Source organism: Mycobacterium rhizamassiliense (genome assembly GCF_900157375.1).
Taxonomy (GTDB): Bacteria; Actinomycetota; Actinomycetes; order Mycobacteriales; family Mycobacteriaceae; genus Mycobacterium; species Mycobacterium rhizamassiliense.
The window spans coordinates 4364853-4386658 of record NZ_LT721901.1 but is presented as its reverse complement, the minus strand read 5'-3'; the positions used below and the strand labels follow the sequence as shown (position 1 = coordinate 4386658).

At 66.1% G+C, this 21806-nt stretch carries 21 protein-coding genes; 7 read left to right on the top strand and 14 right to left on the bottom strand.

The window, feature by feature from the left end; all coding sequences use genetic code 11:
• Positions 1-8 precede the first annotated feature (8 nt).
• Genes MRAB57_RS21175 through MRAB57_RS21165 form a run of 3 tightly spaced genes read left to right on the top strand, consistent with a single transcriptional unit; the run spans position 9 to position 2630 of the window.
• Complete coding sequence (locus tag MRAB57_RS21175; protein WP_077089084.1) at positions 9-1532, top strand: putative alpha/beta hydrolase; 1524 nt, start codon at positions 9-11, stop codon at positions 1530-1532.
• Between the two features lie 4 nt (positions 1533-1536).
• A complete protein-coding gene (locus MRAB57_RS21170; protein ID WP_157900646.1) occupies positions 1537-2256 on the top strand; it encodes a hypothetical protein in 720 nt (239 codons plus the stop codon).
• Positions 2257-2315: 59 nt separating this feature from the next.
• Positions 2316-2630, top strand: a complete 315-nt coding sequence (locus MRAB57_RS21165) for a DUF2563 family protein (RefSeq protein WP_077089082.1) — start codon at positions 2316-2318, stop codon at positions 2628-2630.
• A 31-nt stretch (positions 2631-2661) separates the two neighbouring features.
• Here MRAB57_RS21165 and MRAB57_RS28645 read toward each other — a convergent pair whose 3' ends face one another.
• From MRAB57_RS28645 to MRAB57_RS21150, 3 genes are all read right to left on the bottom strand, one after another.
• Complete coding sequence (locus MRAB57_RS28645) at positions 2662-3837, bottom strand: DUF7373 family lipoprotein (protein ID WP_157900645.1); 1176 nt, start codon at positions 3835-3837, stop codon at positions 2662-2664.
• A gap of 46 nt (positions 3838-3883) precedes the next feature.
• On the bottom strand, positions 3884-4477 hold the full coding sequence (locus MRAB57_RS21155) for a sensor domain-containing protein (protein ID WP_077089080.1): 594 nt from the start codon (positions 4475-4477) through the stop codon (positions 3884-3886).
• Between the two features lie 509 nt (positions 4478-4986).
• Positions 4987-6114: a M24 family metallopeptidase gene (locus MRAB57_RS21150; RefSeq protein WP_077089079.1), complete on the bottom strand. Its 1128-nt coding sequence runs from the start codon at positions 6112-6114 to the stop codon at positions 4987-4989.
• 123 nt (positions 6115-6237) lie between these two features.
• Here MRAB57_RS21150 and MRAB57_RS21145 point away from each other — a divergent pair, with 123 nt between their 5' ends.
• Positions 6238-7194, top strand: coding sequence for a 5'-3' exonuclease (locus tag MRAB57_RS21145; protein ID WP_077089078.1), 957 nt, complete (start codon positions 6238-6240; stop codon positions 7192-7194).
• Between the two features lie 23 nt (positions 7195-7217).
• On the opposite strand, the gene MRAB57_RS21140 is transcribed toward MRAB57_RS21145, so the two are convergent.
• The 6 genes from MRAB57_RS21140 to MRAB57_RS21115 all read right to left on the bottom strand — a co-directional run bounded on the left by MRAB57_RS21140 (position 7218) and on the right by MRAB57_RS21115 (position 14158).
• Positions 7218-8012, bottom strand: a complete 795-nt coding sequence (locus MRAB57_RS21140) for a DUF4333 domain-containing protein (RefSeq protein WP_077089077.1) — start codon at positions 8010-8012, stop codon at positions 7218-7220.
• 58 nt (positions 8013-8070) lie between these two features.
• Positions 8071-10830 (bottom strand): DEAD/DEAH box helicase, encoded by a 2760-nt coding sequence (locus tag MRAB57_RS21135; protein WP_077089076.1) that lies wholly within the window; start codon positions 10828-10830, stop codon positions 8071-8073.
• 24 nt (positions 10831-10854) lie between these two features.
• Positions 10855-11823: a twin-arginine translocase subunit TatC gene (gene tatC / locus MRAB57_RS21130; protein WP_425436772.1), complete on the bottom strand. Its 969-nt coding sequence runs from the start codon at positions 11821-11823 to the stop codon at positions 10855-10857.
• Between the two features lie 45 nt (positions 11824-11868).
• Positions 11869-12135 (bottom strand): Sec-independent protein translocase subunit TatA, encoded by a 267-nt coding sequence (gene tatA, locus MRAB57_RS21125; RefSeq protein WP_077089075.1) that lies wholly within the window; start codon positions 12133-12135, stop codon positions 11869-11871.
• A gap of 71 nt (positions 12136-12206) precedes the next feature.
• Positions 12207-13166, bottom strand: a complete 960-nt coding sequence (locus tag MRAB57_RS21120) for a helix-turn-helix transcriptional regulator (protein ID WP_077089074.1) — start codon at positions 13164-13166, stop codon at positions 12207-12209.
• On the bottom strand, positions 13163-14158 hold the full coding sequence (locus MRAB57_RS21115) for a helix-turn-helix transcriptional regulator (protein WP_077089073.1): 996 nt from the start codon (positions 14156-14158) through the stop codon (positions 13163-13165). The genes MRAB57_RS21120 and MRAB57_RS21115 overlap by 4 nt, the downstream gene beginning before the upstream one ends.
• A 948-nt stretch (positions 14159-15106) precedes the next feature.
• On the opposite strand from MRAB57_RS21115, the gene MRAB57_RS21105 reads away from it, so the two are divergent.
• From MRAB57_RS21105 to MRAB57_RS21095, 3 genes are all read left to right on the top strand, one after another.
• Positions 15107-15436, top strand: a complete 330-nt coding sequence (locus tag MRAB57_RS21105; protein WP_077090741.1) for a hypothetical protein — start codon at positions 15107-15109, stop codon at positions 15434-15436.
• A 137-nt stretch (positions 15437-15573) separates the two neighbouring features.
• Positions 15574-15738, top strand: coding sequence for a CsbD family protein (locus MRAB57_RS21100; RefSeq protein WP_425436771.1), 165 nt, complete (start codon positions 15574-15576; stop codon positions 15736-15738).
• 130 nt (positions 15739-15868) lie between these two features.
• On the top strand, positions 15869-16810 hold the full coding sequence (locus MRAB57_RS21095; RefSeq protein WP_077089070.1) for a hypothetical protein: 942 nt from the start codon (positions 15869-15871) through the stop codon (positions 16808-16810).
• 5 nt (positions 16811-16815) lie between these two features.
• Here the strand turns inward: MRAB57_RS21095 and pafA are convergent, their stop codons facing one another.
• The 5 genes from pafA to dop all read right to left on the bottom strand — a co-directional run bounded on the left by pafA (position 16816) and on the right by dop (position 21748).
• Positions 16816-18174 (bottom strand): Pup--protein ligase, encoded by a 1359-nt coding sequence (pafA, locus tag MRAB57_RS21090; RefSeq protein ID WP_108637976.1) that lies wholly within the window; start codon positions 18172-18174, stop codon positions 16816-16818.
• 121 nt (positions 18175-18295) lie between these two features.
• Positions 18296-19069, bottom strand: a complete 774-nt coding sequence (gene prcA / locus MRAB57_RS21085) for a proteasome subunit alpha (RefSeq protein WP_077089068.1) — start codon at positions 19067-19069, stop codon at positions 18296-18298.
• Positions 19066-19944 carry a proteasome subunit beta gene (prcB, locus tag MRAB57_RS21080; RefSeq protein WP_077089067.1) on the bottom strand — a complete coding sequence of 293 codons (879 nt, stop codon included), beginning with the start codon at positions 19942-19944 and terminating at the stop codon, positions 19066-19068. The genes prcA and prcB overlap by 4 nt, the downstream gene beginning before the upstream one ends.
• Positions 19941-20135, bottom strand: coding sequence for a ubiquitin-like protein Pup (locus tag MRAB57_RS21075; protein ID WP_077089066.1), 195 nt, complete (start codon positions 20133-20135; stop codon positions 19941-19943). Before MRAB57_RS21075 ends, prcB begins: the two co-directional genes overlap by 4 nt.
• Before the next feature lie 104 nt (positions 20136-20239).
• Positions 20240-21748 (bottom strand): pup deamidase/depupylase, encoded by a 1509-nt coding sequence (gene dop, locus MRAB57_RS21070; protein WP_077089065.1) that lies wholly within the window; start codon positions 21746-21748, stop codon positions 20240-20242.
• Positions 21749-21806 lie beyond the last annotated feature (58 nt).

Sequence of the window (21806 nt, the reverse complement as noted above, 5' to 3'; positions counted from 1 at the left end):
GGTGAATCATGGTGCCGCAACTCGAGAACCTAGACATCGGTCAAGTTATCGCCGCGGCAGGCGGTGACCCGTGGGCGGTCGACACAAGCCTGCAACGCGGCCGTCCCAACCAGATTTCCGACTTGGCGCTGGCGTTTCACAATGCCGGCCGCTGTACCACAGAGTCCAGTAAGGCATTCGAAGAAGCGCGCAATCGCTTTGAGGCGTCATGGAATCGGGAAAACGGCAATCATCCGATCAACGACTCAGCCGAGGTACAGCGCGCCACGCAGTCACTCGGTGTGCAGGCCGACAAGCTGCCCAAGATCGGCACCGACCTAGAAAACATCGCCGCCAAATTAGCCGAAACGCAACGCATCTCGGCGACACAGATCTCGTCTTTGGACGCCCAACTCAAGGATATCGATGGAGCGCTGGGCCACCTTCTGCATGACCCGCACAATCCTGAGGACACAGCCGCGATTCAGCAGCGCATCAATGACCTGATAAACCTCGCAGACGCCGACACCAAATCGACTTTGGGCACGCTGGAGTCACTGCGCGACGGCTACACCGATAACCTCGAGAAGGCGGTGACCAGCCTGCGGGTCGACGACGGGTACGACCCGTCGCCCATCCAGGGAATTGATGACGACGGCAAATCCAGCCACGACGAGCACGACCAAAATGCGGTTAAGAATTACGACGCGAAGCAGCGCCAACTTGATCAGGCGCTAGTCGATAGCCCGGGTGGTATGACACCTGAAAAGGCTGATGCTGCAGCACGTTTACGCGACTATGCGATCGCTACCAACCCGGCTGCCAGCCTAGATGCCCGTCGACTAGCCAGCGAACGCCTCGATGATTTCGCCCTGGCACACTTCACCGGCCCACTGCCGACCGATCGAGTACTCGGCGGCGATGCGCGCACCCGGGCACAGATGCGGCTCGAATTGCAGAAAAAACTCGAGCAAGGGATCTTGGGAGGGCCGCAGATGAGTCCCGATCAGGCGACGCAACTGCTCGACGACAGCGAACAACACGCTCGCGCCTTCGTCATGCAGCAGGCAGTCAAAGGACTAGAGTGGCAAGGGATGTCACCCAGCGCTGCAAAGGCAGTCGCTCGCGGCGTTGAGCAGGGGATCCCATGGGCTGAGATGGTTAAGCAAGACGGCCAGATTGTTACTCTCACGGGCGCGGGCGTCGATGGTGCGGTAGCTGCACGTGGTGGCCGACACGCCGTTGACGCGTTTACCCCACAAGATGTAAAGGTCTTCGAACGGATCGGCAAGTCGTTAGACGCAGGCGGCACAGTCATCGAAGTCGGCTTAGCCACTAACGATTTGATGAATGGGGCGCCTGTAGGCCAAACTCTGGGCAAACTCGGCGGAAGCATCGGAGGCGGCTGGGCGGGCTCGGCGGCCGGCGGAGCTCTAGCCGGAACCTTCATCGGGCCAGAAGGCGCCATCTTCGGCGCGATAATTGGGGCTGCGTTCGGCGCGTGGACCGGCGAGAATTTAGGTGGGACTCTTGGTGGGCAGTTGGATAAATGATGGCGTGAACCTGTTAGCCAGGTCAGGCGAGGGACACTTAGTCCGGTCCGCCTGGACCAACGCGCTGTTCATTGCGGGTGTCTGTGCTGGGCTGATTGGTGCGGTTGCCAGCGCATTCGTAGATGACCGCAAACGCGCCCGCGGGCTTTACTGGCTGAGCTGGCTAATCTCCACGTCCTGCCTCTCTCTGGCCGTTTTGCAACGAGGCTGGCGGGTAACTTTGGCATTCGGACTGCTGTGCGTGTTCGTCGCGGTTTTCTACGCCTACATGCGCACGCCATACTTGAAAATCGGCGGGCGAATCTACGCCTTATCGCTCAACAACATCCAGCCGGATCCGTCTGCAGGCAAAACGATCGGTCCGCCGCCATCGGCACCGCCCGATAGCTACTCGTCGCATATCGGGCAAGTGTCCGCGCCCAAGATATGGTGGATCTTGGTTGCGTTTACCTGCATTGTGGCCGGCAACGTGTACGCCTTCGGATGGCCCACGCAAGCAATTTTCGGGACGGCGTTTTTGACACTCCTCTGCGCGGGTGCTGGCATCGACGATGCCACGCGCAAACTCCCGATCGCGCGCGGCCAGTATGTCCAGGCCGGCATCGCAACAGTTGTGTCCCTACTGCTGTGGCTCGCCCCCAGCATCGCCTACCTGCTCGGCTATGCAATCGGGCAGCGGTGGCCGATGGGACGGGGCAAGCAGGCGGCGCCCCCGGACTCGTGAGGTGAATTGCCAAGCGGCCAAGCGTGAGTAGCCTTGGGGCAGGTCAGAAGGGGGTTGAGATGTTCGTTGATCCTAAATTGCTGCATTCGGGGGGCAACCAGACCTACCGCGCGGGTGACCATGCGCAAGACGCGGCCAATCACCTAACACGGGCGGCGTTGCCGTCAGGGATGTTCGGCGACTTCCCCGCAGCCGACGATTTTCACGGCGTTGTCAGCGCGGCCCACGCACACCACGCGAAAACCCTGCAGGCCCATCAGGAAACGCTGACCGGCATTGGTCGCAAGGCGCACCGGGCCGCCACCGAGTTCGTCGACATGGACGAGCGCAGCGCCGAGAAACTACGGGCAGTGCAGCCGCGCTCGTCAACCTAGCCGGCGCGATAACGGGTCGGAAACCGAGAGCTTATTTGGCTGTCAGCATGAGGTACTGCGCGGCCACTTTCTCGCGAACAGCGGGATCGTCATCAGTCGCCTCAACCACATACTTGTCGGCCTGTGCGATGCAGTAGAAGGTTTGAGATGCTACGTCATTGGGCTTGAAGCACTTTGCGGCAGCGAGCCCCCGCACCCCGGCAGCCGCAATGCCGTTGGCACCCGCGTCCGCTACGAGATCCTGAATAAGGCGCGACGCCGCCGCGGCGTCGCGCGTCTGGTAGACAGTGTCTTTGCTGATCGAAACATATTGCAAGCCTGCGGAATCATACATTTTCTTCGAGCGGGCCCCATTGGACTTGAAGTGTAAGATCGCCCGTGAATCGTAGACGCCTTCGTCGACGGAAGGCGTATCCTCGGCCGGCAAGGTGCGCGCCCAGAGCCCAGTGGGATCGATGGGCAAGTCGGGAATCTGTTCGGCCGGCGTCGGCGTGAATTGGTCAATCAGCGGCACTTGCAGATCAATCGTCGTAGCCACCATGTTGGTGAACACATCGACTCCTTCACCGCCATCCGCGTACTGACAGAGCACGTACGGGCCATGCGGGGTGTACGCGAATACGTTTACGCGACCATTGTCCTCATACATAGCTGCAGCGGTTTGCGGATGACGCGGGATCGGAATGGGGTGGGTCGGCTTCGGCCCGTTGTACCTCGTTTGGACACTCGCGCTCTTCGTGGCCATGTCCGCAGCGGCTGCAACTGCGTCTTCTGGTGCTGCGAAGCGCAGCACAATATTTGTGAGTTCTCTGTTCATCTTCATGCGCTCGGCAGAAAACCCTATAATGAAATTGTGTTTCGACACACCGTCCGGAATCGGTTCGGGTAGAGCAAAACTCAGCGCTTCAGCACTCTGCAGTGGTGTTGCTCTGGTCATCTCCGAGTCAGAAAGGCTCGCATCCACCTCGAAAGGCGGCACTACGTTGCTGGCCAGCCGGCGCGCTTCAAGTAAGGAGCCGTCATGAACGTTACCGGCATGGCCGAACGGCGGCTGCACAACCGTCGGGAAGTTACCGGTATCGAGCGCCCCTGAGTCGACACCACCGACGACTTGGTGTGTCTTTCCCGCCGCACCGGCAACGGTGTTGGTGCAGCCGCACATTGTCAGACAAACGGCGGCCGCGCAAAACAGGATGTGTGCTCGCATCAAGTGGCCGTCACCAATCGCCGGGCGGTCAACGTCGCTTCGAGCATCACCGCGCCGTATCGATCTTGGCCGCAATAGGTTTGATCAAAGCCGGTGACACAGAGTCGGGCACGCTATACCCGCATACAGAAATGTCGATCGCAATGTTGTTATGCGCTGATACACCGCGCTGACAGTTCCTGCCATCGCCGCCCTCCCATAGCAGCGAGGCGGAAACGATTCCATCTTTCTCCGAGACTGGGCCGACCATCTCGAACGCTTGCCCCTGATCCGTCACGTTGACGTCGCGGACGTTAAGGGTCCGATTTGCGCACTTATGGAAGATGTCAGACGCCCGCTGGTAAAACTTGGCAGCGGTGCCGGCATCCTGAAATGCCACCACCGCTTCGATCACGGAGTACTTTATTGCGGCAGCGTCCTGTGCATCCGCCAACTCTTGCTTTCGCATCGACACCCAGCCGGTGCCCTCGTAGAACGATTGCTCCGCCGCGAATACCACGCCGGCACAGTTATTGTCGACGATCGAGCCGGTGTAGAAAGCGTGGGATTCCGCAGGTTTAGTCAAAGAAAGCAACGGTGGTGCCGAAACCGCAGAAGCTACGTCACCCGGGCTCGGCAATATGCCGTCAAGCGCAGACATGGGGACTGACGGCATGGACGACGTCGCCGGAGCGCTGGTACTGGTGGTCGCCTGTCGCCCATCAGAGTTGCCTGCAGATCTAACGAAAAGCAAGCCAGCTACCACGGCCACGACAACGAATAACCCTAGCCCGCCGAGCAACCACCATCGGCGGGTGCGACGAGGCTGGCCAGCCGGCACCTCACCCCCGTAGCCCGGCGGCACCCCCATGCCCATTGCGGGCGGCACCTGATACGGGCCACCTCCGCGCAGACCCTCATCCGTCGGCGGTAGATACGCTCCGGGCGGAGGCGGCCGACCGAAATACGACGGCGGTGGCCCGTAGGCCCTCGGTGGCACTTCGTGGTTGCGCGGTCGCCCGCCACCCGCTGCATCTTCGTTCACAACCGCCCCATCTCGAACTGCAAAATGCGTTAATGCTTGTTTACACCGCAAATGCGGATCGCGGTAGCCACTCTGAAATTGATCGGCGCTTCCAAGTGCGGGCGGTCCGGCCCCATTAGGGGCATCTACGCCACGGGCACCACAATCAATTCGCGCGGGCGGTTGTTGACGGCAAGCGCGCCATCGTCGGTCACCACGACGATGTCCTCGATTCGGGCGCCCCAGTTGCCCGGGAAGTAGATGCCCGGCTCGATCGAAAAGGCCATGCCCGCAGTCAAAGGCACGTCATTGCCGGCGACGATGTACGGCTCCTCGTGTACCGACAGGCCGATGCCATGGCCGGTGCGATGCACGAAATACTCCGCCAGCCCGGCCTCGGCCAGCACGTCGCGCGCGGCGGCATCGACCTCCGATGCTGTCACACCCGGCCGCACGAAGTCTAACGCCGCACGCTGGGCCCGCTGCAGTATCGAATACTGTTCAGCCACTTCAGCTTCCGGCTCGCCGATGCTGTACGTGCGCGTCGAGTCGGAATTGTATCCGGGCTCATACGAACCCCCGATATCCACGACGACGATGTCGCCGACCTGCAACTCGCGATCGGAATACCGGTGATGCGGATCGGCGCCATGCGGGCCCGACCCGACGATGATGAACGCCACCTCCGAATGCCCTTCGGCGACAATCGCTTCGGCGATGTCGGCAGCAACATCAGCCTCGGTGCGGCCCGGAACCAGAAACTCCGGCACCCGCGCATGCACTCGATCGATGGCCGAACCCGCCTTGCGCAGCGCGTCGATCTCGCACTCCTCCTTGACCATCCGCAGCTCGCGCAGCACGTCGGTGGCCAGCACCGGCAGCACGCCGAGCACCCCGGCCAACGGCAACACGTGCAGCGCCGGCATCGAATCCGTGACCGCCACAGCGGCAGGCCCCCCGCCGAGAGCATCGCGAACCAACGCATACGGGTCGTCGCCGTCCACCCAATCGCACACCGCTACGCCCAGTTCGGAAAGAAACGATCCCCGAAACGAGGCGAGCTCTAGGCGCGGCACCACCACCGTCGGATTCCCGACCGCCGGCAGCACCAGCGCGGTGAGCCGCTCGAAGGTGTCGGCACGCGACCCGATGAGATAACGCAGGTCATAACCCGGGCTGATCACCAGGCCGTCGAGCCCAGCGTCCAAAGTCGCGGCGGCGGCGGCCGCCAGGCGCCGGGCGTACACGGCGGAGTCGAATCGATGAGATTCCATGGCAGCCAGGCTAACCGCACGGGCGGCGCGGCGAGCCTCGAGTTATTGCGCGGATTCGACCAAAAAGTCGACAACAACTCGACGTTCGGCGCCGAAAGAAGACGACGTGAGACCATAGCCCGCATGCCCGCGCCCGTGTTACTGCTCGACGGGGCCAGCATGTGGTTCCGCTCGTACTTCGGCGTGCCGTCGTCGATCACCACGCCCGACGGGCGGCCCGTCAACGCCGTCCGCGGATTCGTCGACTCGATGGCCGTCGTCATCGCCCAGCAGCGGCCGAAAAGGCTGGCCGTCTGCCTCGACCTGGATTGGCGGCCGCAGTTCCGGGTCGACCTGATCCCGTCGTATAAGGCGCATCGCGTCGCCGAACCCGAACCGCAGGGCACTCCCGACATCGAGGAAGTCCCCGACGAGCTGTCGCCGCAGGTCGACATGATCATGGAGCTGCTCGACGCGTTCGGCATCGCGACGGCGGGCGCGGAGGGGTTCGAGGCCGACGACGTGCTGGGCACGCTGGCCGCGCAGGAACGCGACGACCCGGTCGTGGTGGTCAGCGGGGACCGCGACCTGCTGCAGGTGGTCACCGACGACCCCGTCGCCGTCCGGGTGCTCTACCTGGGCCGCGGGCTGGCCAAAGCCACGCTGTTCGGCCCCAAGGAAGTGGCCGAGCAATACGGCGTGCCGATCAAAAGGGCCGGGGCCGCCTACGCCGAACTCGCGCTGCTGCGTGGTGACCCGTCCGACGGCCTACCGGGTGTGCCCGGCGTCGGGGAAAAAACCGCGGCCACCCTGCTGGCCCAGCACGGGTCGCTGGAGCAGATCATGGCCGCCGCGCAGGACCCAAAGTCCAAGTTGGCCAAGGGTGTGCGGGGCAAACTGCTGGGCGCGACCGACTACATCGAGGCCGCCGGTCAGGTGGTGCGGGTCGCCACCGACGCGCCGGTCACGCTGTCGACGCGGACCGACGAGCTACCGCTGGTGGCCAAGGACGCGAAACGCACCGCCGAACTCGCGACCCAACTGGGGGTCGGATCCTCGATCGCCCGATTGCAGAAGGCGCTCGACTCGCTGCCAGCGTGACCGGGTGACGGCTACCCCAATGGCTACTGGGGCCGGCCGACCTCGTAGGTGCCCTTGTCGTCCTGGAAGGTCACCGTCACCTTCTTCTGCGCGCCGTCGATGCTGACGCTGCAGTCGAAGCTGCCGCCCTTCTTCACGACGGGGTCGGTTCCGTTGTTGCACTTGACGTTCTGCACGTTCTTGGCACCGTAGCCGTTGGTCTCGTCGGACAGGATCTGCTGCACCCCGGCCTGCGCCTTGGTGATGTCCAGCTTGGTCGTGACGAAGAACCCGGGCTCCCAGAAGCCGAGCACCAGCACGGCCGCGATGATTAGGAACGCCACCACGCCGCCGATGCCGCCGATCAGCGCCATCGAGCGCTTTTTCCCCGGCTGCTCGTAGGGCGGATATTGCTGCGGGTACCCAGGCTGGCCGTATTGCCCCGGCTGACCGTACTGGCCGTATTGGTCGGGCTGGCCGTACTGGCCCGGCTGCGCATATTGCCCCGGCTGCGCGTATTGCCCCGGCTGGCTGTACTGCCCGGGCGCGGCGTACTGCGTCGGCTGCTGGGAAGCGCCGTACTGCTGCTCAGGCTGCTGCGGGTAGCCGGGCTGCTGCTGGCCGTACTGCTGCTGCGGGTATGCCTGCTCACCCGGCTGTTGGTAGGGCGGGTAGCCCGACTGCGGCGTGTAGGCCGGGGCCTGCCAGGTCTGCTCCCCTCCGGACGGCCCTTGCTGCCAGGGCGAGGCCGCGGCCTGAGTGGGTTCCGAGGACCGATCGCCACCCTCGCCGGGCGGTTGCCATTGCTGGCCCGGGTCCGATCCGTGCGGTCCGCTCATCGTTTCTCCTCAGCTCCCTCGTGTTTCGGCACCGACCTAACGGTAGCCGCGGCCCAGCCTACCCGGCGTCAACAGCGACGACGCCGCGCCGAACCTCATTGATAGCGCGTTTGGCCGTGGCCCGCAGTTCAGCGTCGGGGGCGGCATTGCGCACCTGGTCGAGCAGATCCAGCACCTGGCGGCACCACCGCACGAAATCCCCCGCCAGCAACGGGGAGCCGCTGCCGGTGGCATCCGCGGCGGCCAGCGCCGCGGTCAGATCACCGCTGCGGGCCCACCGGTACATCACGACGACGAAGCCGTCGTCGGGTTCGCGGCCGGGGGTGATCCGGTGCGTCTGCTCGTCGGCGCGCAGCGCCATGGACAGCCGCGACGTCTGGTGCAGCGCCTGGCGCAATGCCGGCGTGGGCGCGTCCGCGGCGAACGGTCCGCCGGGCCCATCGCCGCCGCGAGTCTCGTAGATCACCGACGACACCACCGCCGCCAACTCCGCCGACTTCAACCCCGCCCACGCACCGCTGCGCAGGCATTCGGCGACCAGCAGGTCGCTTTCGCTATAGATACGCGCCAACAAGCGCCCGTCGCTGGTGACGCGCGGATCGTCGGCGGGCCCCTGGATGAACTCGCGCTCCGTGAGCAGCCCGACGATCCGGTCGAACGTGCGGGCCAGCGAGTTGGTGGCGGCGGCCACCTTCTTTTCCAGCTGCGCGTTGTCGCGTTCGATGCGCAGATAGCGCTCCGCCTCGCGGACCCGCTCCTCGATGCCCGGGCTGTTGTGCGCGGGATGCTGGCGCAGCTGGTTGCGCAGCGACGCCAGCTCCGGGTCGTGAAACCCTTCGTCGTCGCCGCCCCCGCCACGCCGGCGCGTCGACTGGATCGCCAACCCCTCGGTGGCGGATCGCAGCGCCGACGCCAGGTCGCGGCGCACCCGCGGCTGCCGGTGCTCGACCCGCTTGGGCAGCGGCATCGACCCGACGGGCGATGTCGCGCCCGAGTAGTCGGCTGACGAGATCCGGCCCGCCCACCGATGCTCGGTCAGCACCAACGGCCGCGGATCGTCGCCGTCGCGGGCCGTCTCCAGCACCACCGCCAGCCCGCTGTGCCGCCCCTGCGTGATGGTGATGATGTCGCCGCGGCGCAGCCCGGCCAGCGCCTCGCCGGCCGCCTGCCGCCGATGCAGCCGCGACGCCCGCGACTGCGCCTTTTCCATCTCGGAGATCCGCGCGCGCATCCGGGCGTATTCGAGGATCGGCGCCTCGGGGCCGCCCAACTCGGCCGCGATCTCGCCGAGCATCTGGGTGCCCCGGTCGATGCCTTTCACCAGCCCGACGACGGACCGGTCGGACTGATACTGAGCGAACGACTGCTCGAGCAGCTGATGGGCCTGCTCCGGGCCCATGTGCTGCACCAGGTTGATCGTCATGTTGTAGGACGGCGCGAACGAGCTGCGCAGCGGGAAGGTCCGGGTGGACGCCAGCCCCGCCACCGCCGACGGCTCGCTGGTCTCCTCGCCGGGATGCCACAGCACCACCGCGTGGCCCTCGACGTCGATGCCGCGCCGCCCGGCGCGCCCGGTGAGCTGCGTGTACTCCCCCGGCGTCAGCGGCACGTGCTGCTCGCCGTTGAACTTCACCAGCCGCTCGAGCACCACGGTGCGGGCGGGCATGTTGATGCCCAGCGCCAAGGTCTCCGTCGCGAACACCGCCCTGACCAGCCCGGCGGTGAACAGCTCCTCGACCGTATGCCGGAACGCCGGCAACATCCCGGCGTGATGCGCCGCCAGCCCGCGCAGCAGCCCCTCGCGCCACTCGTAGTAGCCCAGCACCCCCAGATCGGCCTCGTCCAGATCGCCGCAGCGGTGCTCGATCACCTCGGCGATCTGCGCGCGCTCCTCGTCGTTGGTCAGTCGCAGCGGCGAGCGCAGGCACTGCTGGACCGCGGCGTCACAGCCGGCCCGGGAGAAGACGAACGTGATCGCCGGCAGCAGCCCGGCGGAATCCAGCGTCGCGATGACGTCCGGTCGCGGCGGCGGGCGATAGAACCGCGGCCGGCTCGGGCGCCCGCGCCCGCCACCCCGCCGGGGCTGCCAGTCCGACATGCGGTCGGCCTCGCGGCGATGGGCGATGTGGCGCAACAGGTCTGGGTCCACGCGCGGCTTATGCTTGTCGCCGGATTCGTCGTTGCGATAGTCGAACAGGTCGAACAGCCGCTTGCCCGCCAGGACGTGTTGCCACAGCGGCACCGGCCGGTGCTCGTCGACCACCACCGTCGTGTCGCCGCGCACGGTCTGGATCCAGCCGCCGAACTCCTCGGCGTTGCTCACCGTCGCCGACAGGCTCACCAGCCGCACCTCGTCGGGCAGATGCAGGATGACCTCTTCCCACACCGGGCCCCGCATCCGGTCGGCGAGGAAATGCACCTCGTCCATCACTACGTGCGAAAGGCCTTGCAGCGCAGGCGAATCCGCGTAGAGCATGTTGCGCAGCACTTCGGTGGTCATCACCACCACCGGCGCGTCCGAGTTCACCGACATGTCGCCGGTCAGCAGGCCGATGCGGTCGCGGCCGTAGCGCGCGATCAGGTCGTTGTGTTTCTGATTGCTCAGCGCCTTGAGCGGCGTGGTGTAGAAGCACTTGCCGCCGGCCGCCAGCGCCAGGTGCACGGCGAACTCGCCGACGACTGTCTTGCCGGCACCCGTTGGGGCGCAAACCAACACGCCGTGGCCGCGTTCGAGGGCCTCGCATGCCCGCCGCTGGAAGCCGTCGAGCGCGAACGGCATCTCCGCGGCGAACCGGTCGAGTTCGAGCAGCCCGGTCACGCCGCCGCCGGGTGACGCGCGCGTCTAGGTGACGTCGTCATGTTGCCCGGCGGACAGCGACGGCTCGGGTATCGACTCGGACAGCGGCGACGGCGCCTCGATCTCCGACGCCTCGTCGTCGGAAAGGGCAACCCGGGCTTCACGTTTGGCCTTGCGCCTGTCGTGCAGCCGCGAAATCTGAATGGCGAACTCGAGCAGCACTGACAGCGCGACGCCGAGCGCCGTCATCGAAAACGGGTCGGAGCCCGGCGTGAACACCGCCGCGAACACGAACATCGCGAAGATCAGCCCGCGCCGCCACGACTTCAGCTTCTCGTAGGTCAGCATGCCGGCCATGTTCAGCATCACGATCAGCAGCGGGAATTCGAAGCTGACGCCGAACACCACCAGCAGGTTGATCAGGAAGCCGAAGTAGCGGTCGCCGGACAGCGCCGTCACCTGCACGTCGCTGCCGACGGTCAGCAAGAAACCCAGCGCCTTGGCCAGCACGAAGTACGCGAGGATGGCGCCGCCGACGAACAGTGCGGCGGCCGGGATGACGAACCCGATCGCGAAGCGGCGCTCCTTCTTGTAGAGCCCGGGGGTGATGAACGCCCACAGCTCGTAGAACCACACCGGGCAGGCCAGGACGATGCCGGCCGTCATGCCGACCTTGAGCCGCAACATGAATTGGTCGAACGGCGCCGTGGCCAGCAGCCGGCATTGGCCGTCGGGCGTCAGCGACGCGCGCGCCGACTGTGGCAGGGCGCAGTAAGGATGGCGCAGCCACTCGCCCAGGCTTTCCAGGCCGAACATCGGATGCGAGTACCACAGGAAGCCGAAGATCGTCGTGACCAGGATCGCGGCCAGCGAGATCAGCAGCCGGGTGCGCAGCTCGGTCAGGTGATCCACCAGCGACATGGTCGCGTCGGGATTGCTGCGGCTACGCCGGTTGCGGGGGTTGAGGCGCTTCAGCAGGGCGCCGGTGCGCGCTGACGTTTTGAATATGTTCACGACGCTCGGTCAGGGGCGCTCGGGCACCGCGACAGCGATGCCCGACTAAGCCGGGCGCGCCTCGGTGTGACCGTGCTCGGTGGCCGCGGGCGGGTCGACCCGCTCGGACTGCACGGGCTGCGGTGTGGCCGCAGGCGTTGCGATGGAAGGCGCTTCCGGCTTGCCCTCGGTCTGCATCTCACGCATCTCGGACTTGAAGATGCGCATCGACTTGCCCAGCGAACGCGCCGCATCGGGGAGCTTCTTGGCACCGAAGAGCAAAATCACTACGACAGCGAGAATCGCCCAGTGCCACGGACTAAGACTGCCCACTTTGATTACCTCCAGACGTCCACCCGATGCTACCGCAGCGCAGCCTTCGGCCGGTGGCTCCGCGCCGGGGCTCAGGCGTTAACAGCCTGGTAGGACTCCAGCGCGGCCGTCGCCGCATCGCGTACCCGCTGCGCAAGCGACTGCGGCTCGAGCACCTGCACCGCCGAGCCGAAGCCCAGCACCAGGCGCGTCATCCAATCCTCCGAGGCGTAGGTCATGACCGCCTCGCACGAGCCGTCGGGCAGCTCGAGCACGTCGCGCATCGGGTAGTACTCGAACATCCACGACGCGGACGGCCCCACCCGCAGCTTGGCCGACGGCAGCGCGGGATCACCGTCGAACAGCGAGGTGTCCGGCGGTGCCTGCAGCGCGGGCGCGGGCGGAGCGGCGGGCTCGCCCAGCTCGGTCGCGTCCACGATCCGGTCGAAACGGAACAGCCGCACCCCCTCGGCCTCGCGCGACCAGGCCTCCAGGTAGCTCTGGCCGCCGATCAGCAGGACCCGGATGGGGTCGACGATTCGGCTGGTCAGCGTGTCGTGCGACGCGGAGTAGTAGTCGATGGACAGCGCGTGTTTGTACTGCACGGCCGTGCGCACCGCGGCCGCGGCCCGGTTCTCGATGGGCGCGGGTTCGTCGACCGCCGTGGCGTCATGTCCTACGGTCCCGGCCGCCGCAGCGATCTTGGCGATCGCGCTGCGCGCCGCCTCCGGATCGACGACGCCGGGGATGTCGGCCAGCGCCCGCAGCGCCACCAGCAGCCCGGTCGCCTCGGGCGAGGTGAGCTTGAGCGGCCGGTCGATGCCGGCCGAGAACGTCACCTCGATGGTGTCGCCGGAGAACTCGAAGTCGATCAGGTCGCCCGGGAAGTAGCCGGGCAGCCCGCACATCCACAGCTGGTTGAGGTCCTCTTCCAGCTGCTTGGGCGACACGCCGAGCTCGGCGGCGGCCTCAGTGCGGGTGATCCGCGGGTTGGCCTGGAAATACGGCACCATGTTGAGCAGCCGGACCAGCCGGGTGGAAACCGGAGTCATGACACTCCCGCCTGCGCGCGCAGCCGGTCCAGGACGTCGTCGCGCAGCGACTGCGGTTCCAGCACGACGGCGTCGGGCCCGTAGCCGGCGATGTCGCGTGCCAGCCGATCGGTGGAGCCGATCTCGATCTCGATCACTTCCCCGCCGCGGTCGGCCAGCTGCTGGGCTCCCGCCGACGTTCCGGCGCGGCGCAGGGCCGTGGCGCGCCCGTCGGCGACCCACACCCGGGCGTGGACGCCGGTCGGTGCCTCGGCGACCGTCTGGGCGACGATCTTGCGCAGGTCGATGCCGTCGGGGACGGTGACGGCGCCGGCCGGGCCGATCGCGGTGACCTCGTCGCCGATGCGCGAGAGCCGGAAGGTGCGGGTGTCGTCGCGGTCGCGGTCGTGGCCGACCAGATACCAGCGGCCCTTCTCGGTGACCACGCCCCACGGCTCGACCGTGCGCGTGGTGTACGGCTCGGCGCGCGACGGCCGGTGCGGGAACTGCACCGCTCGGCGAGAGTCGATGGCCGACAACAGGATTCCCAGCACGTCCTCGGACCCCCGCAGGCCCGGCACCCCGGCCGGCGACGCGATGGCGACCTGGGCCCCTTCATCCAAGGGATCGACGTCCACCCCGGCCGCGCGCAGCTTGAGTAGCGCGCCTTGGGTGGCGGTGATCAGTTCGGGCGATTCCCACAGCTGGGTGGCGACGGCAACCGCGGCGGCCTCGTCCGGGGTCAGCTCGACCGGCGGCAGGGAGTACGCGTCGCGGTTGATCCGGTAGCCCTCGGTGGGGTCCAGGGCCGACACCCGCCCGACCTCCAGCGGGACGCCGAGGTCGCGCAGTTCGTTCTTGTCCCGCTCGAACATCCGGGAGAAGGCTTCGACGCTGGGGCTTTCGGAATACCCGGCCACGCTGGTCCTGATCTTCTCCGCGGTGATGTAGCCGCGGGTCGACAGCAATGCGATGACCAGGTTTACCAGTCGTTCGACTTTCGAGGTCGCCACGCATAGCAGCTTAGGGGTGCAGGCGGGCTTCATTGACTCGAGCGCAGGAAACCCACCTGTCATTCCATGGCGCAGACCGTGCTGTGGTCCAGCACTAAGCCGGCCCTATGAGCATCTAAGGAGTGGCGCGTTGGCTGAATACGACGGCAGCGTGGTCGCGTTCCCCCACATGCGTCCGAACCCACGCAGGCGCAACACGACGCCGACGAGGACGATTTGCAGGCTGGATTGAGCCGATTGGCCGCGATGCGCTGACGGTGGACGAGTCACTGACCCACGTGGCTGAATTCGCCGCCCATGCGATCCCGGGCGCTGACGAGGTCGGTGTTAGCCTGGCCCACCCATCCGCGGTGACATTGCACGTTCAGAGGCGGGCAGTGACTGCCGAGCTTGTCCGGGAGATCGACGGGCTTCAGTACGAGGTGCACAAGGAGGGGCCGTCCATTACTTCTATGCGCACCGGCCGCAGCTCCAAGCTGTAGCTCATCGAAATAACAGGCTTATCCGGCGTCGAGAACGGCCACCACGTATGCCGCGCAGGCGCGAAGGTGATTGACTGACTGGCTGGCGTGTCAACCGAATACAAAGGTGTACCCGGTTTTACAGGTCCCAATCGGTGAAGCCGTATCCAATTGCCGGAGTGGCCAAATGGCCTCGCGACGCGTAGCGTTGCTCTTGTTGGTTCTCTCTCAGTCCGGGGCGGTTAAATCTCAGCCGCTAGTATCTGCTCAAAGCCGGATTTAACAAAACCAGTCAATTCCAGAGGCGCCACTTGCGTGCCTCCGACGTGACTGCGCGCCTTCATCGCAGCGCTTCCGAACTAACAGCGTTATTTGATCGCAGCACGAAACAGTGCTGTTACCAATGACTTTCACGAAACTCTGTCGAGGTTTGGGTCCGACACTCGGTCGGACGTTTCGACAGGCTTACACAAATTTAGGAATGAAAATGGCTATCGCCAACCCCGCAGACGCACAGCACCGCACCGCCGCGCCGACCGCCTACAGCGCCGAGGGCGCCGAGGGCGCCGATGTCAGTCGAGTCCGCTCACGGGCCGGAAACGAGACAAAGGCATCGTTCAAGACGTCGGAGTTCGCCGTGTTCGTTGCCGCTGTTGTCGGTGTGCTGCTCGCGTCGTACTTGGTCAAGGCCACCGACGGGCATGCCGACTACTTCATGGCGGATCGAGCTTGGTTCTACGTCGTGCTGCTGAGCATCGGCTACATGGTCAGCCGCGGGCTGGCGAAGTCGGGCATCCGTCACCGCAACGACGTCTAACCCTTGCAGCGCAGGGAATTACATAATCTCTCGCGTCCGGGCTGACCCCGGGTAGCGAGTCCAGAATGGCCTCGTTCGGGGTCGTTACGGTTGGCCGCTTCGCGGCTGATCGCCACAGAAGGGAAACACCCATGGGAATGACCGACAAAATCAAGAACGCGGCCGAGGACGTTGCGGGTAAGGCCAAGGAACAGGCCGGCAAGGTCACTGGCGACAAGGACACCGAGGGCGAAGGCAAGAAGGACCAAACCAAGTCCAGCTTCAAGAAGGCCGGCGAGAACGTCAAGGACGCATTCAAGTAAGCGATCTTGGTGTGGCCTGCCGCCGAATACGGCGGCAGGCCACACCGCTTCCGTCACCGCGAATTCCCTTAATACTACGGCGCAACAGCATGATTCGCGCTAGCCACATCCGACCTCTTCAGGAGAAAGCATGACTGACACCAAGACCACCAAGCTCGTCGGCCAACTTCGCATACTGCATCAGCTGACCAACACCGAGATTCAGATCGCCCAAACTCGGTTGGCGCAGGCCCGCAACGACGCTGTGCGCCAACAATTCACAACGAACGCGGCGAATGCGCAAGAGCGCGCGGGACTGATCGCTGCGACGCTGCGTGAACTCGGCGGCGTTCCTGACGTCGTCACCCCCGCGCTGGGCCGCGTTACCGCACTGGTCAAAGCCGTGGTCGAACAGGGGCAACCACTCACGGCGGCACTATTCGGCGACCTGGCCCTGGAACATCAATTGCTCGACCGAGCAACCTACCTCGAGGCTCTCGCCGACACTGCCGAAGAAATCGATACCCAAATGCTTGCACGACGCCTACAGGCCGCGCATCAAGAAACCATTGAGTGGATCAACTCGGTGCTTGCCCAAGAGGCCGCGGGGCAGAGCACCGCAGTGCGACCCACCCCGGTGCAGAAGGCACTGGGCCGACTCACCAGGGCCGCCAATTACCCGAGCCGCTGGACAGCTGCGCGGATCAACGCAACCGCCGAGGCCGTTGCCCGCACGCGCTCACGCGTGGCCACCGTCACCGACGCCGCCATGGATTCCTTGACCACGGGCCGGGACGCCGGACTGCAGCAAGCAGAGCAAATTGCCACCCGGCGGGGCGCACGCAGCATCGCGTCCACCCTGCACCGAGCCCGCGTGCTCGCCGGCGGGCTCAGCGAAGACGAGCTGCCCGTCGACAACTATGACGACCTCACGGTCGGCGAGGTCGAGTCCGAGGTTCAAGGACTCACCGACTCCGGCGCGTTGGCCAGCCTGCTGCGCTACGAGCAGAACCACAAGGACCGTGCCGGCGCGTCGGGCGCGATCAAGAACCAGCTGGCCACAGTTCAGGCGCAGCAGAGCACCAGTAACTGACTCCGCTACATACTGGCGATCAGCCGTTTGACCCGCTCGTCGACCGCGCGGAACGGGTCCTTGCACAACACGGTGCGCTGGGCCTGGTCGTTGAGCTTTAGGTGCACCCAGTCGACGGTGAAGTCGCGGCCCGCCGCCTGAGCAGCGCTGATGAATTCACCGCGCAGCCGGGCGCGAGTGGTCTGCGGCGGGTTCTCGACCGCCTCGGCGATGTCCTCGTCGGTGGTGACGCGGGTGGCCAGACCCTTGCGCTGCAACAGATCGAATACGCCACGGCCGCGCTTGATGTCGTGGTAGGCCAGGTCCAGCTGGGCGATCTTCGGGTCGGACAGCTCCATGTTGTACCGGTCCTGGTAGCGCTGGAACAGCTTGCGCTTGATCACCCAGTCGATCTCGGTGTCGACCTTCGCGAAGTCCTGGCTCTCGACGGCGTCGAGCTGGCGGCCCCACAGGTCGACGATCTGCTCGATCTGCGGGTCGGGCTCGCGGGTCTGCAGGTGCTCGACCGCGCGGGTGTAGTACTCGCGCTGGATGTCCAGGGCGCTGGCCTGACGCCCGCCCGCCAGCCGCACCGGCCGGCGGCCGGTGACATCGTGGCTGACCTCGCGGATCGCGCGGATCGGGTTGTCCAGCGAGAAGTCGCGGAACGGCACGCCAGCCTCGATCATCTCGAGCACCAGCGCCGCGGTCCCCACCTTGAGCATCGTGGTGGTCTCGCACATGTTCGAGTCGCCGACGATGACGTGCAGCCGGCGGTACTTCTCGGCGTCGGCGTGCGGCTCGTCGCGGGTGTTGATGATCGGCCGGCTCCGGGTGGTCGCCGAGGAGACGCCCTCCCAGATGTGCTCGGCGCGCTGCGACAGGCAGAACGTCGCGGCCTTGGGCGTCTGCAGCACCTTGCCGGCCCCGCAGATCAGCTGGCGGGTGACCAGGAACGGCAGCAGCACATCGGAGATCCGGGAGAACTCGCCGGCCCGCACGATCAAGTAGTTCTCGTGGCAGCCGTAGGAGTTGCCCGCCGAGTCGGTGTTGTTCTTGAACAGGTAGATGTCGCCGCCGATGCCCTCGTCGGCAAGGCGTTGTTCGGCGTCCACCAGGAGGTCTTCCAGCACCCATTCCCCGGCCCGGTCGTGAGTGACCAGCTGCACCAGGCTGTCGCATTCGGCGGTGGCGTACTCGGGGTGGCTGCCCACGTCCAGGTACAGGCGGGCGCCGTTCCGCAAGAAAACATTGGAGCTGCGGCCCCAGGACACCACGCGGCGGAAAAGGTAGCGCGCCACCTCGTCCGGGCTCAGTCGGCGATGACCGTGGAACGTGCAGGTGACACCGAACTCAGTCTCGATGCCCATAATTCGTCGCTGCACACATTTGAGGGTACTGGTTGTCTCAGCGCGGAGGTCAGCAGCCGCGCCCAGGGATGCAATTGGCGACGATCGGGCGCCCTTCCGCGGTGTGGCGGGCGGGGCCAGTGGTGCTGCAGGAGACTCAGTCGGACGATTCGCCGTCGGGGCTCGGCGCCTCGCCGTTGGACTGCGATCCGTTCGAATCCACTTCCCGCAGGAGCGTTTCCAGCGCCGCGCCGCTGATTCGGCGGAACGCGCGCCGCGGCCGGCCGGCGTCGAGGATGGCCACCTCCAGGCTGGCCACGTCGAGCGTGGGCTGGTCGCCGCTCGAGCTTTCGGCAGTCCCCGCGCGCAGCGCCGCCACCGCGACGCCCAGCGCGTCGTGCAGGTTGGCGTTCTCGGCGTAGGAGTCCTTGAGCGCGGTCGTGATCGGCTCGGTGGTACCGCCCATCACGACGAAGTGCGGCTCGTCGGCGATCGACCCGTCGTAGGTGATCCGGTACATCTCAGGGGCTTTCGTCTCGCCGTAGTGCGCCACCTCGGCGACACACAGCTCGACCTCGTACGGCTTGGCCTGCTCGGTGAAAATCGTGCCCAGCGTCTGCGCGTAGACGTTGGCCAGCTGGCGGCCGGTGACGTCGCGGCGGTCGTAGGCGTAGCCGCGGGTGTCGGCGAACTGGATGCCGCCGCGCCGCAGGTTGTCGAACTCGTTGAACCGGCCGACGGCGGCGAAGCCCACCCGGTCGTAGAGCTCGCTGATCTTCTGCAGCGATCGCGACGGGTTCTCCGCGACGAACAGCACGCCGGCCGAGTAGGCCAGCGCCACGACACTGCGGCCCCGCGCGATGCCCTTGCGCGCGAGCTCGCTGCGCTCGCGCATCGCCTGCTCGGGCGAGATGAAATACGGGAAGCTCACTTCTCACCGCCATCCGGGCCGAAAGTGTCGGCGCGTGAACGGCTTTCGATGACGCCTCGGGCCAGCTCGGCGATGCGGCCCTCGGACACGTCAGCGGCCCCCTCGGCGCCGATCGTGACGGCCGTCGGGTAGATGCCGCGGACCAGATCCGGTCCGCCGGTGGCCGAGTCGTCGTCGGCGGCGTCGTAGAGCGCCTCGACGGCCACCCGCAGCGCCGAATCGGCGTCGGTGACCTGTGGGTACAGCTTCTTGATCGAGGACTTGGCGAAGATCGATCCTGACCCCACCGACTGGTAGCCCTCTTCCTCGATGTTCCATCCGCCGGCGGCGTCGAACGAGACGATGCGCCCGGCGCCCTGCGGGTCGGCAGCCTGGATGTCGTAGCCCGCCAGCAGCGGTATGGCCACCAGGCCCTGCATCGCGGCGGCTAGGTTGCCGCGCACCATGATCGCGAGCCGGTTGACCTTGCCCGCGAACGTCAGCGGCACGCCTTCCAGCTTCTCGTAGTGCTCAAGTTCCACGGCGTAGAGCCGGGCGAATTCAACGGCGATGGCGGCGGTACCGGCGATGCCGGTCGCGGTGTAGTCGTCGGTGATGTAAACCTTGCGCACGTCGCGCCCGGCGATCATGTTGCCCTGCGTCGAGCGCCGGTCGCCCGCGATCAGGACGCCGCCCGGGTATTTCAGCGCCACGATGGTCGTCCCGTGCGGCAGCTGGTTTCCGGGAGTCACTGGCGGCGTGTTGCCGCTGAGGATCGCTGGTAGCAATTCCGGGTTCTGGCGGCGCAGGTGGTCAGCGAACGAAGTCGGGTTTACAGCGGGGATTCCGGAAAGTGCGGAGTTGTAGGGCAGGCGATCAGACGACGGCCAGGTCACTGTCCGCCCTTCTGGACGTACGCGCGGACGAAGTCCTCGGCGTTCTCCTCAAGGACATCGTCGATCTCGTCGAGTAGGTCGTCGGTCTCTTCGGTCAGCTTCTCGCGACGCTCCTGACCCGCGGCCGTAGTGCCGACGACTTCGTCGTCGTCACCGCCACCACCGCCACGCTTGGTCTGCTCCTGCGCCATCGCCGCCTCCTGCTTCGTCTGGGCTCGTTAAAAGCCACGCAACGCGCCCGCTGGTATTTCTCTACCCTACCGGTCCACCCCGACGTTTCCCGGCCTAACAACACTTAGCTCGTCAGTTGTTCCACCAGCTCGACGGCGCTATCCACCGAGTCCAGCAGCGCCCCTACGTGCGCCTTGCTGCCCCGCAACGGCTCCAGCGTCGGGATGCGCACCAGCGAGTCACCACCGAGATCGAAAATCACCGAGTCCCAGCTGGCAGCGGCGATATCGGCGCCGAACCGGCGCAGGCACTCGCCGCGGAAGTAGGCCCGGGTGTCGGTAGGCGGGTTGTCCACGGCCTCGAGCACCTGATGCTCGCTCACCAGCCGCTTCATCGAGCCGCGTGCGACCAGCCGGTTGTACAGGCCCTTGTCCAGCCGGACGTCGGAATACTGCAGGTCAACGAGGTGCAGCCGGGGTGCCGACCAGCTCAGGTTCTCGCGCTGCCGGAAGCCCTCGAGCAGCCGCAGCTTGGCCGGCCAGTCCAACAACTCGGCGCAATCCATCGGATCGCGTTCCAGCTGGTCAAGCACGTTCGCCCAGGTCTCGACGACGTGGGACGCGCGCGGATCCGGATCGCGGCCGTCGACCAGCTTCGCCACCCGGTCCAGGTAGATCCGTTGCAGCGCAAGGGCGGTCAGTTCGCGCCCGTCGACCAGGGCCACGGCGGTCCGCAGCGACGGGTCGCGGCTGATCGCGTGGACGGCGTGCACCGGCCGGGCCAGCGCCAGATCGCTCAGATCGATGCCGTGCTGCGGGCCCTCCTCGATCACGTCGAGCACCAGCGCCGTGGTGCCCAGCTTCAGATACGTCGAGGTCTCGGCCAGGTTGGCATCGCCGATGATGACGTGCAGCCGCCGGTAGCGGTCGGCGTCGGCGTGCGGCTCGTCGCGGGTGTTGATGATGCCGCGCTTGAGCGTGGTTTCCAGCCCGACCTCGACCTCGATGTAGTCAGAACGCTGGGACAGCTGGAAGCCCGGTTCGTCGCCCGAGGGGCCAATGCCGACCCGCCCGGAGCCGGTCACGACCTGCCTGGACACAAAAAATGGGGTCAGACCAGCGATAATGGACGAAAAAGGGGTCTGCCGGCTCATCAGGTAGTTCTCGTGCGATCCGTACGAGGCGCCCTTGCCGTCGACGTTGTTCTTGTAGAGCTGCAGCTTGGCCGCTCCTGGCACGCTGGCGACGTGGCGCGCGGCGGCCTCCATCACCCGTTCGCCGGCCTTGTCCCAGATCACCGCGTCCAGCGGGTCGGTGCACTCGGGCGCGGAGTATTCGGGGTGGGCGTGGTCGACGTAGAGCCGCGCCCCGTTGGTCAGGATCATGTTGGCCGCGCCGACCTCGTCGGCGTCGACCACCGGCGGCGGCCCGGCCGAGCGGCTCAGGTCGAAACCGCGGGCGTCGCGCAACGGCGACTCCACCTCATAGTCCCAGCGGGTGCGCTTGGCGCGTTGAATACCGGCGGCGGCCGCATAGGCCAACACCGCCTGGGTCGAGGTGAGGATCGGGTTGGCGGTCGGGTCGGACGGCGACGAAATGCCGTATTCGACCTCCGTCCCGATAATCCGTTGCATCCGTTCAGCCTAGGCCGGGCGACTCCAAGCTTCCGGGCGGCCCGCGCTTGGGAACCGC

Bases quoted from the DNA above. Each gene is read 5' to 3' on its own strand.
- MRAB57_RS21175 (WP_077089084.1), top strand. From the start codon at position 9: ATGGTGCCGCAACTCGAGAACCTAGACATCGGTCAAGTTATCGCCGCG.
- MRAB57_RS21165 (WP_077089082.1), top strand. From the start codon at position 2,316: ATGTTCGTTGATCCTAAATTGCTGCATTCGGGGGGCAACCAGACCTAC.
- MRAB57_RS28645 (WP_157900645.1), bottom strand. From the start codon at position 3,837: ATGCGAGCACACATCCTGTTTTGCGCGGCCGCCGTTTGTCTGACAATG.
- MRAB57_RS21155 (WP_077089080.1), bottom strand. From the start codon at position 4,477: ATGTCTGCGCTTGACGGCATATTGCCGAGCCCGGGTGACGTAGCTTCT.
- MRAB57_RS21150 (WP_077089079.1), bottom strand. From the start codon at position 6,114: ATGGAATCTCATCGATTCGACTCCGCCGTGTACGCCCGGCGCCTGGCG.
- MRAB57_RS21145 (WP_077089078.1), top strand. From the start codon at position 6,238: ATGCCCGCGCCCGTGTTACTGCTCGACGGGGCCAGCATGTGGTTCCGC.
- MRAB57_RS21140 (WP_077089077.1), bottom strand. From the start codon at position 8,012: ATGAGCGGACCGCACGGATCGGACCCGGGCCAGCAATGGCAACCGCCC.
- MRAB57_RS21120 (WP_077089074.1), bottom strand. From the start codon at position 13,166: ATGACTCCGGTTTCCACCCGGCTGGTCCGGCTGCTCAACATGGTGCCG.
- MRAB57_RS21105 (WP_077090741.1), top strand. From the start codon at position 15,107: ATGGCTATCGCCAACCCCGCAGACGCACAGCACCGCACCGCCGCGCCG.
- MRAB57_RS21100 (WP_425436771.1), top strand. From the start codon at position 15,574: ATGACCGACAAAATCAAGAACGCGGCCGAGGACGTTGCGGGTAAGGCC.
- MRAB57_RS21095 (WP_077089070.1), top strand. From the start codon at position 15,869: ATGACTGACACCAAGACCACCAAGCTCGTCGGCCAACTTCGCATACTG.
- MRAB57_RS21075 (WP_077089066.1), bottom strand. From the start codon at position 20,135: ATGGCGCAGGAGCAGACCAAGCGTGGCGGTGGTGGCGGTGACGACGAC.
- dop (WP_077089065.1), bottom strand. From the start codon at position 21,748: ATGCAACGGATTATCGGGACGGAGGTCGAATACGGCATTTCGTCGCCG.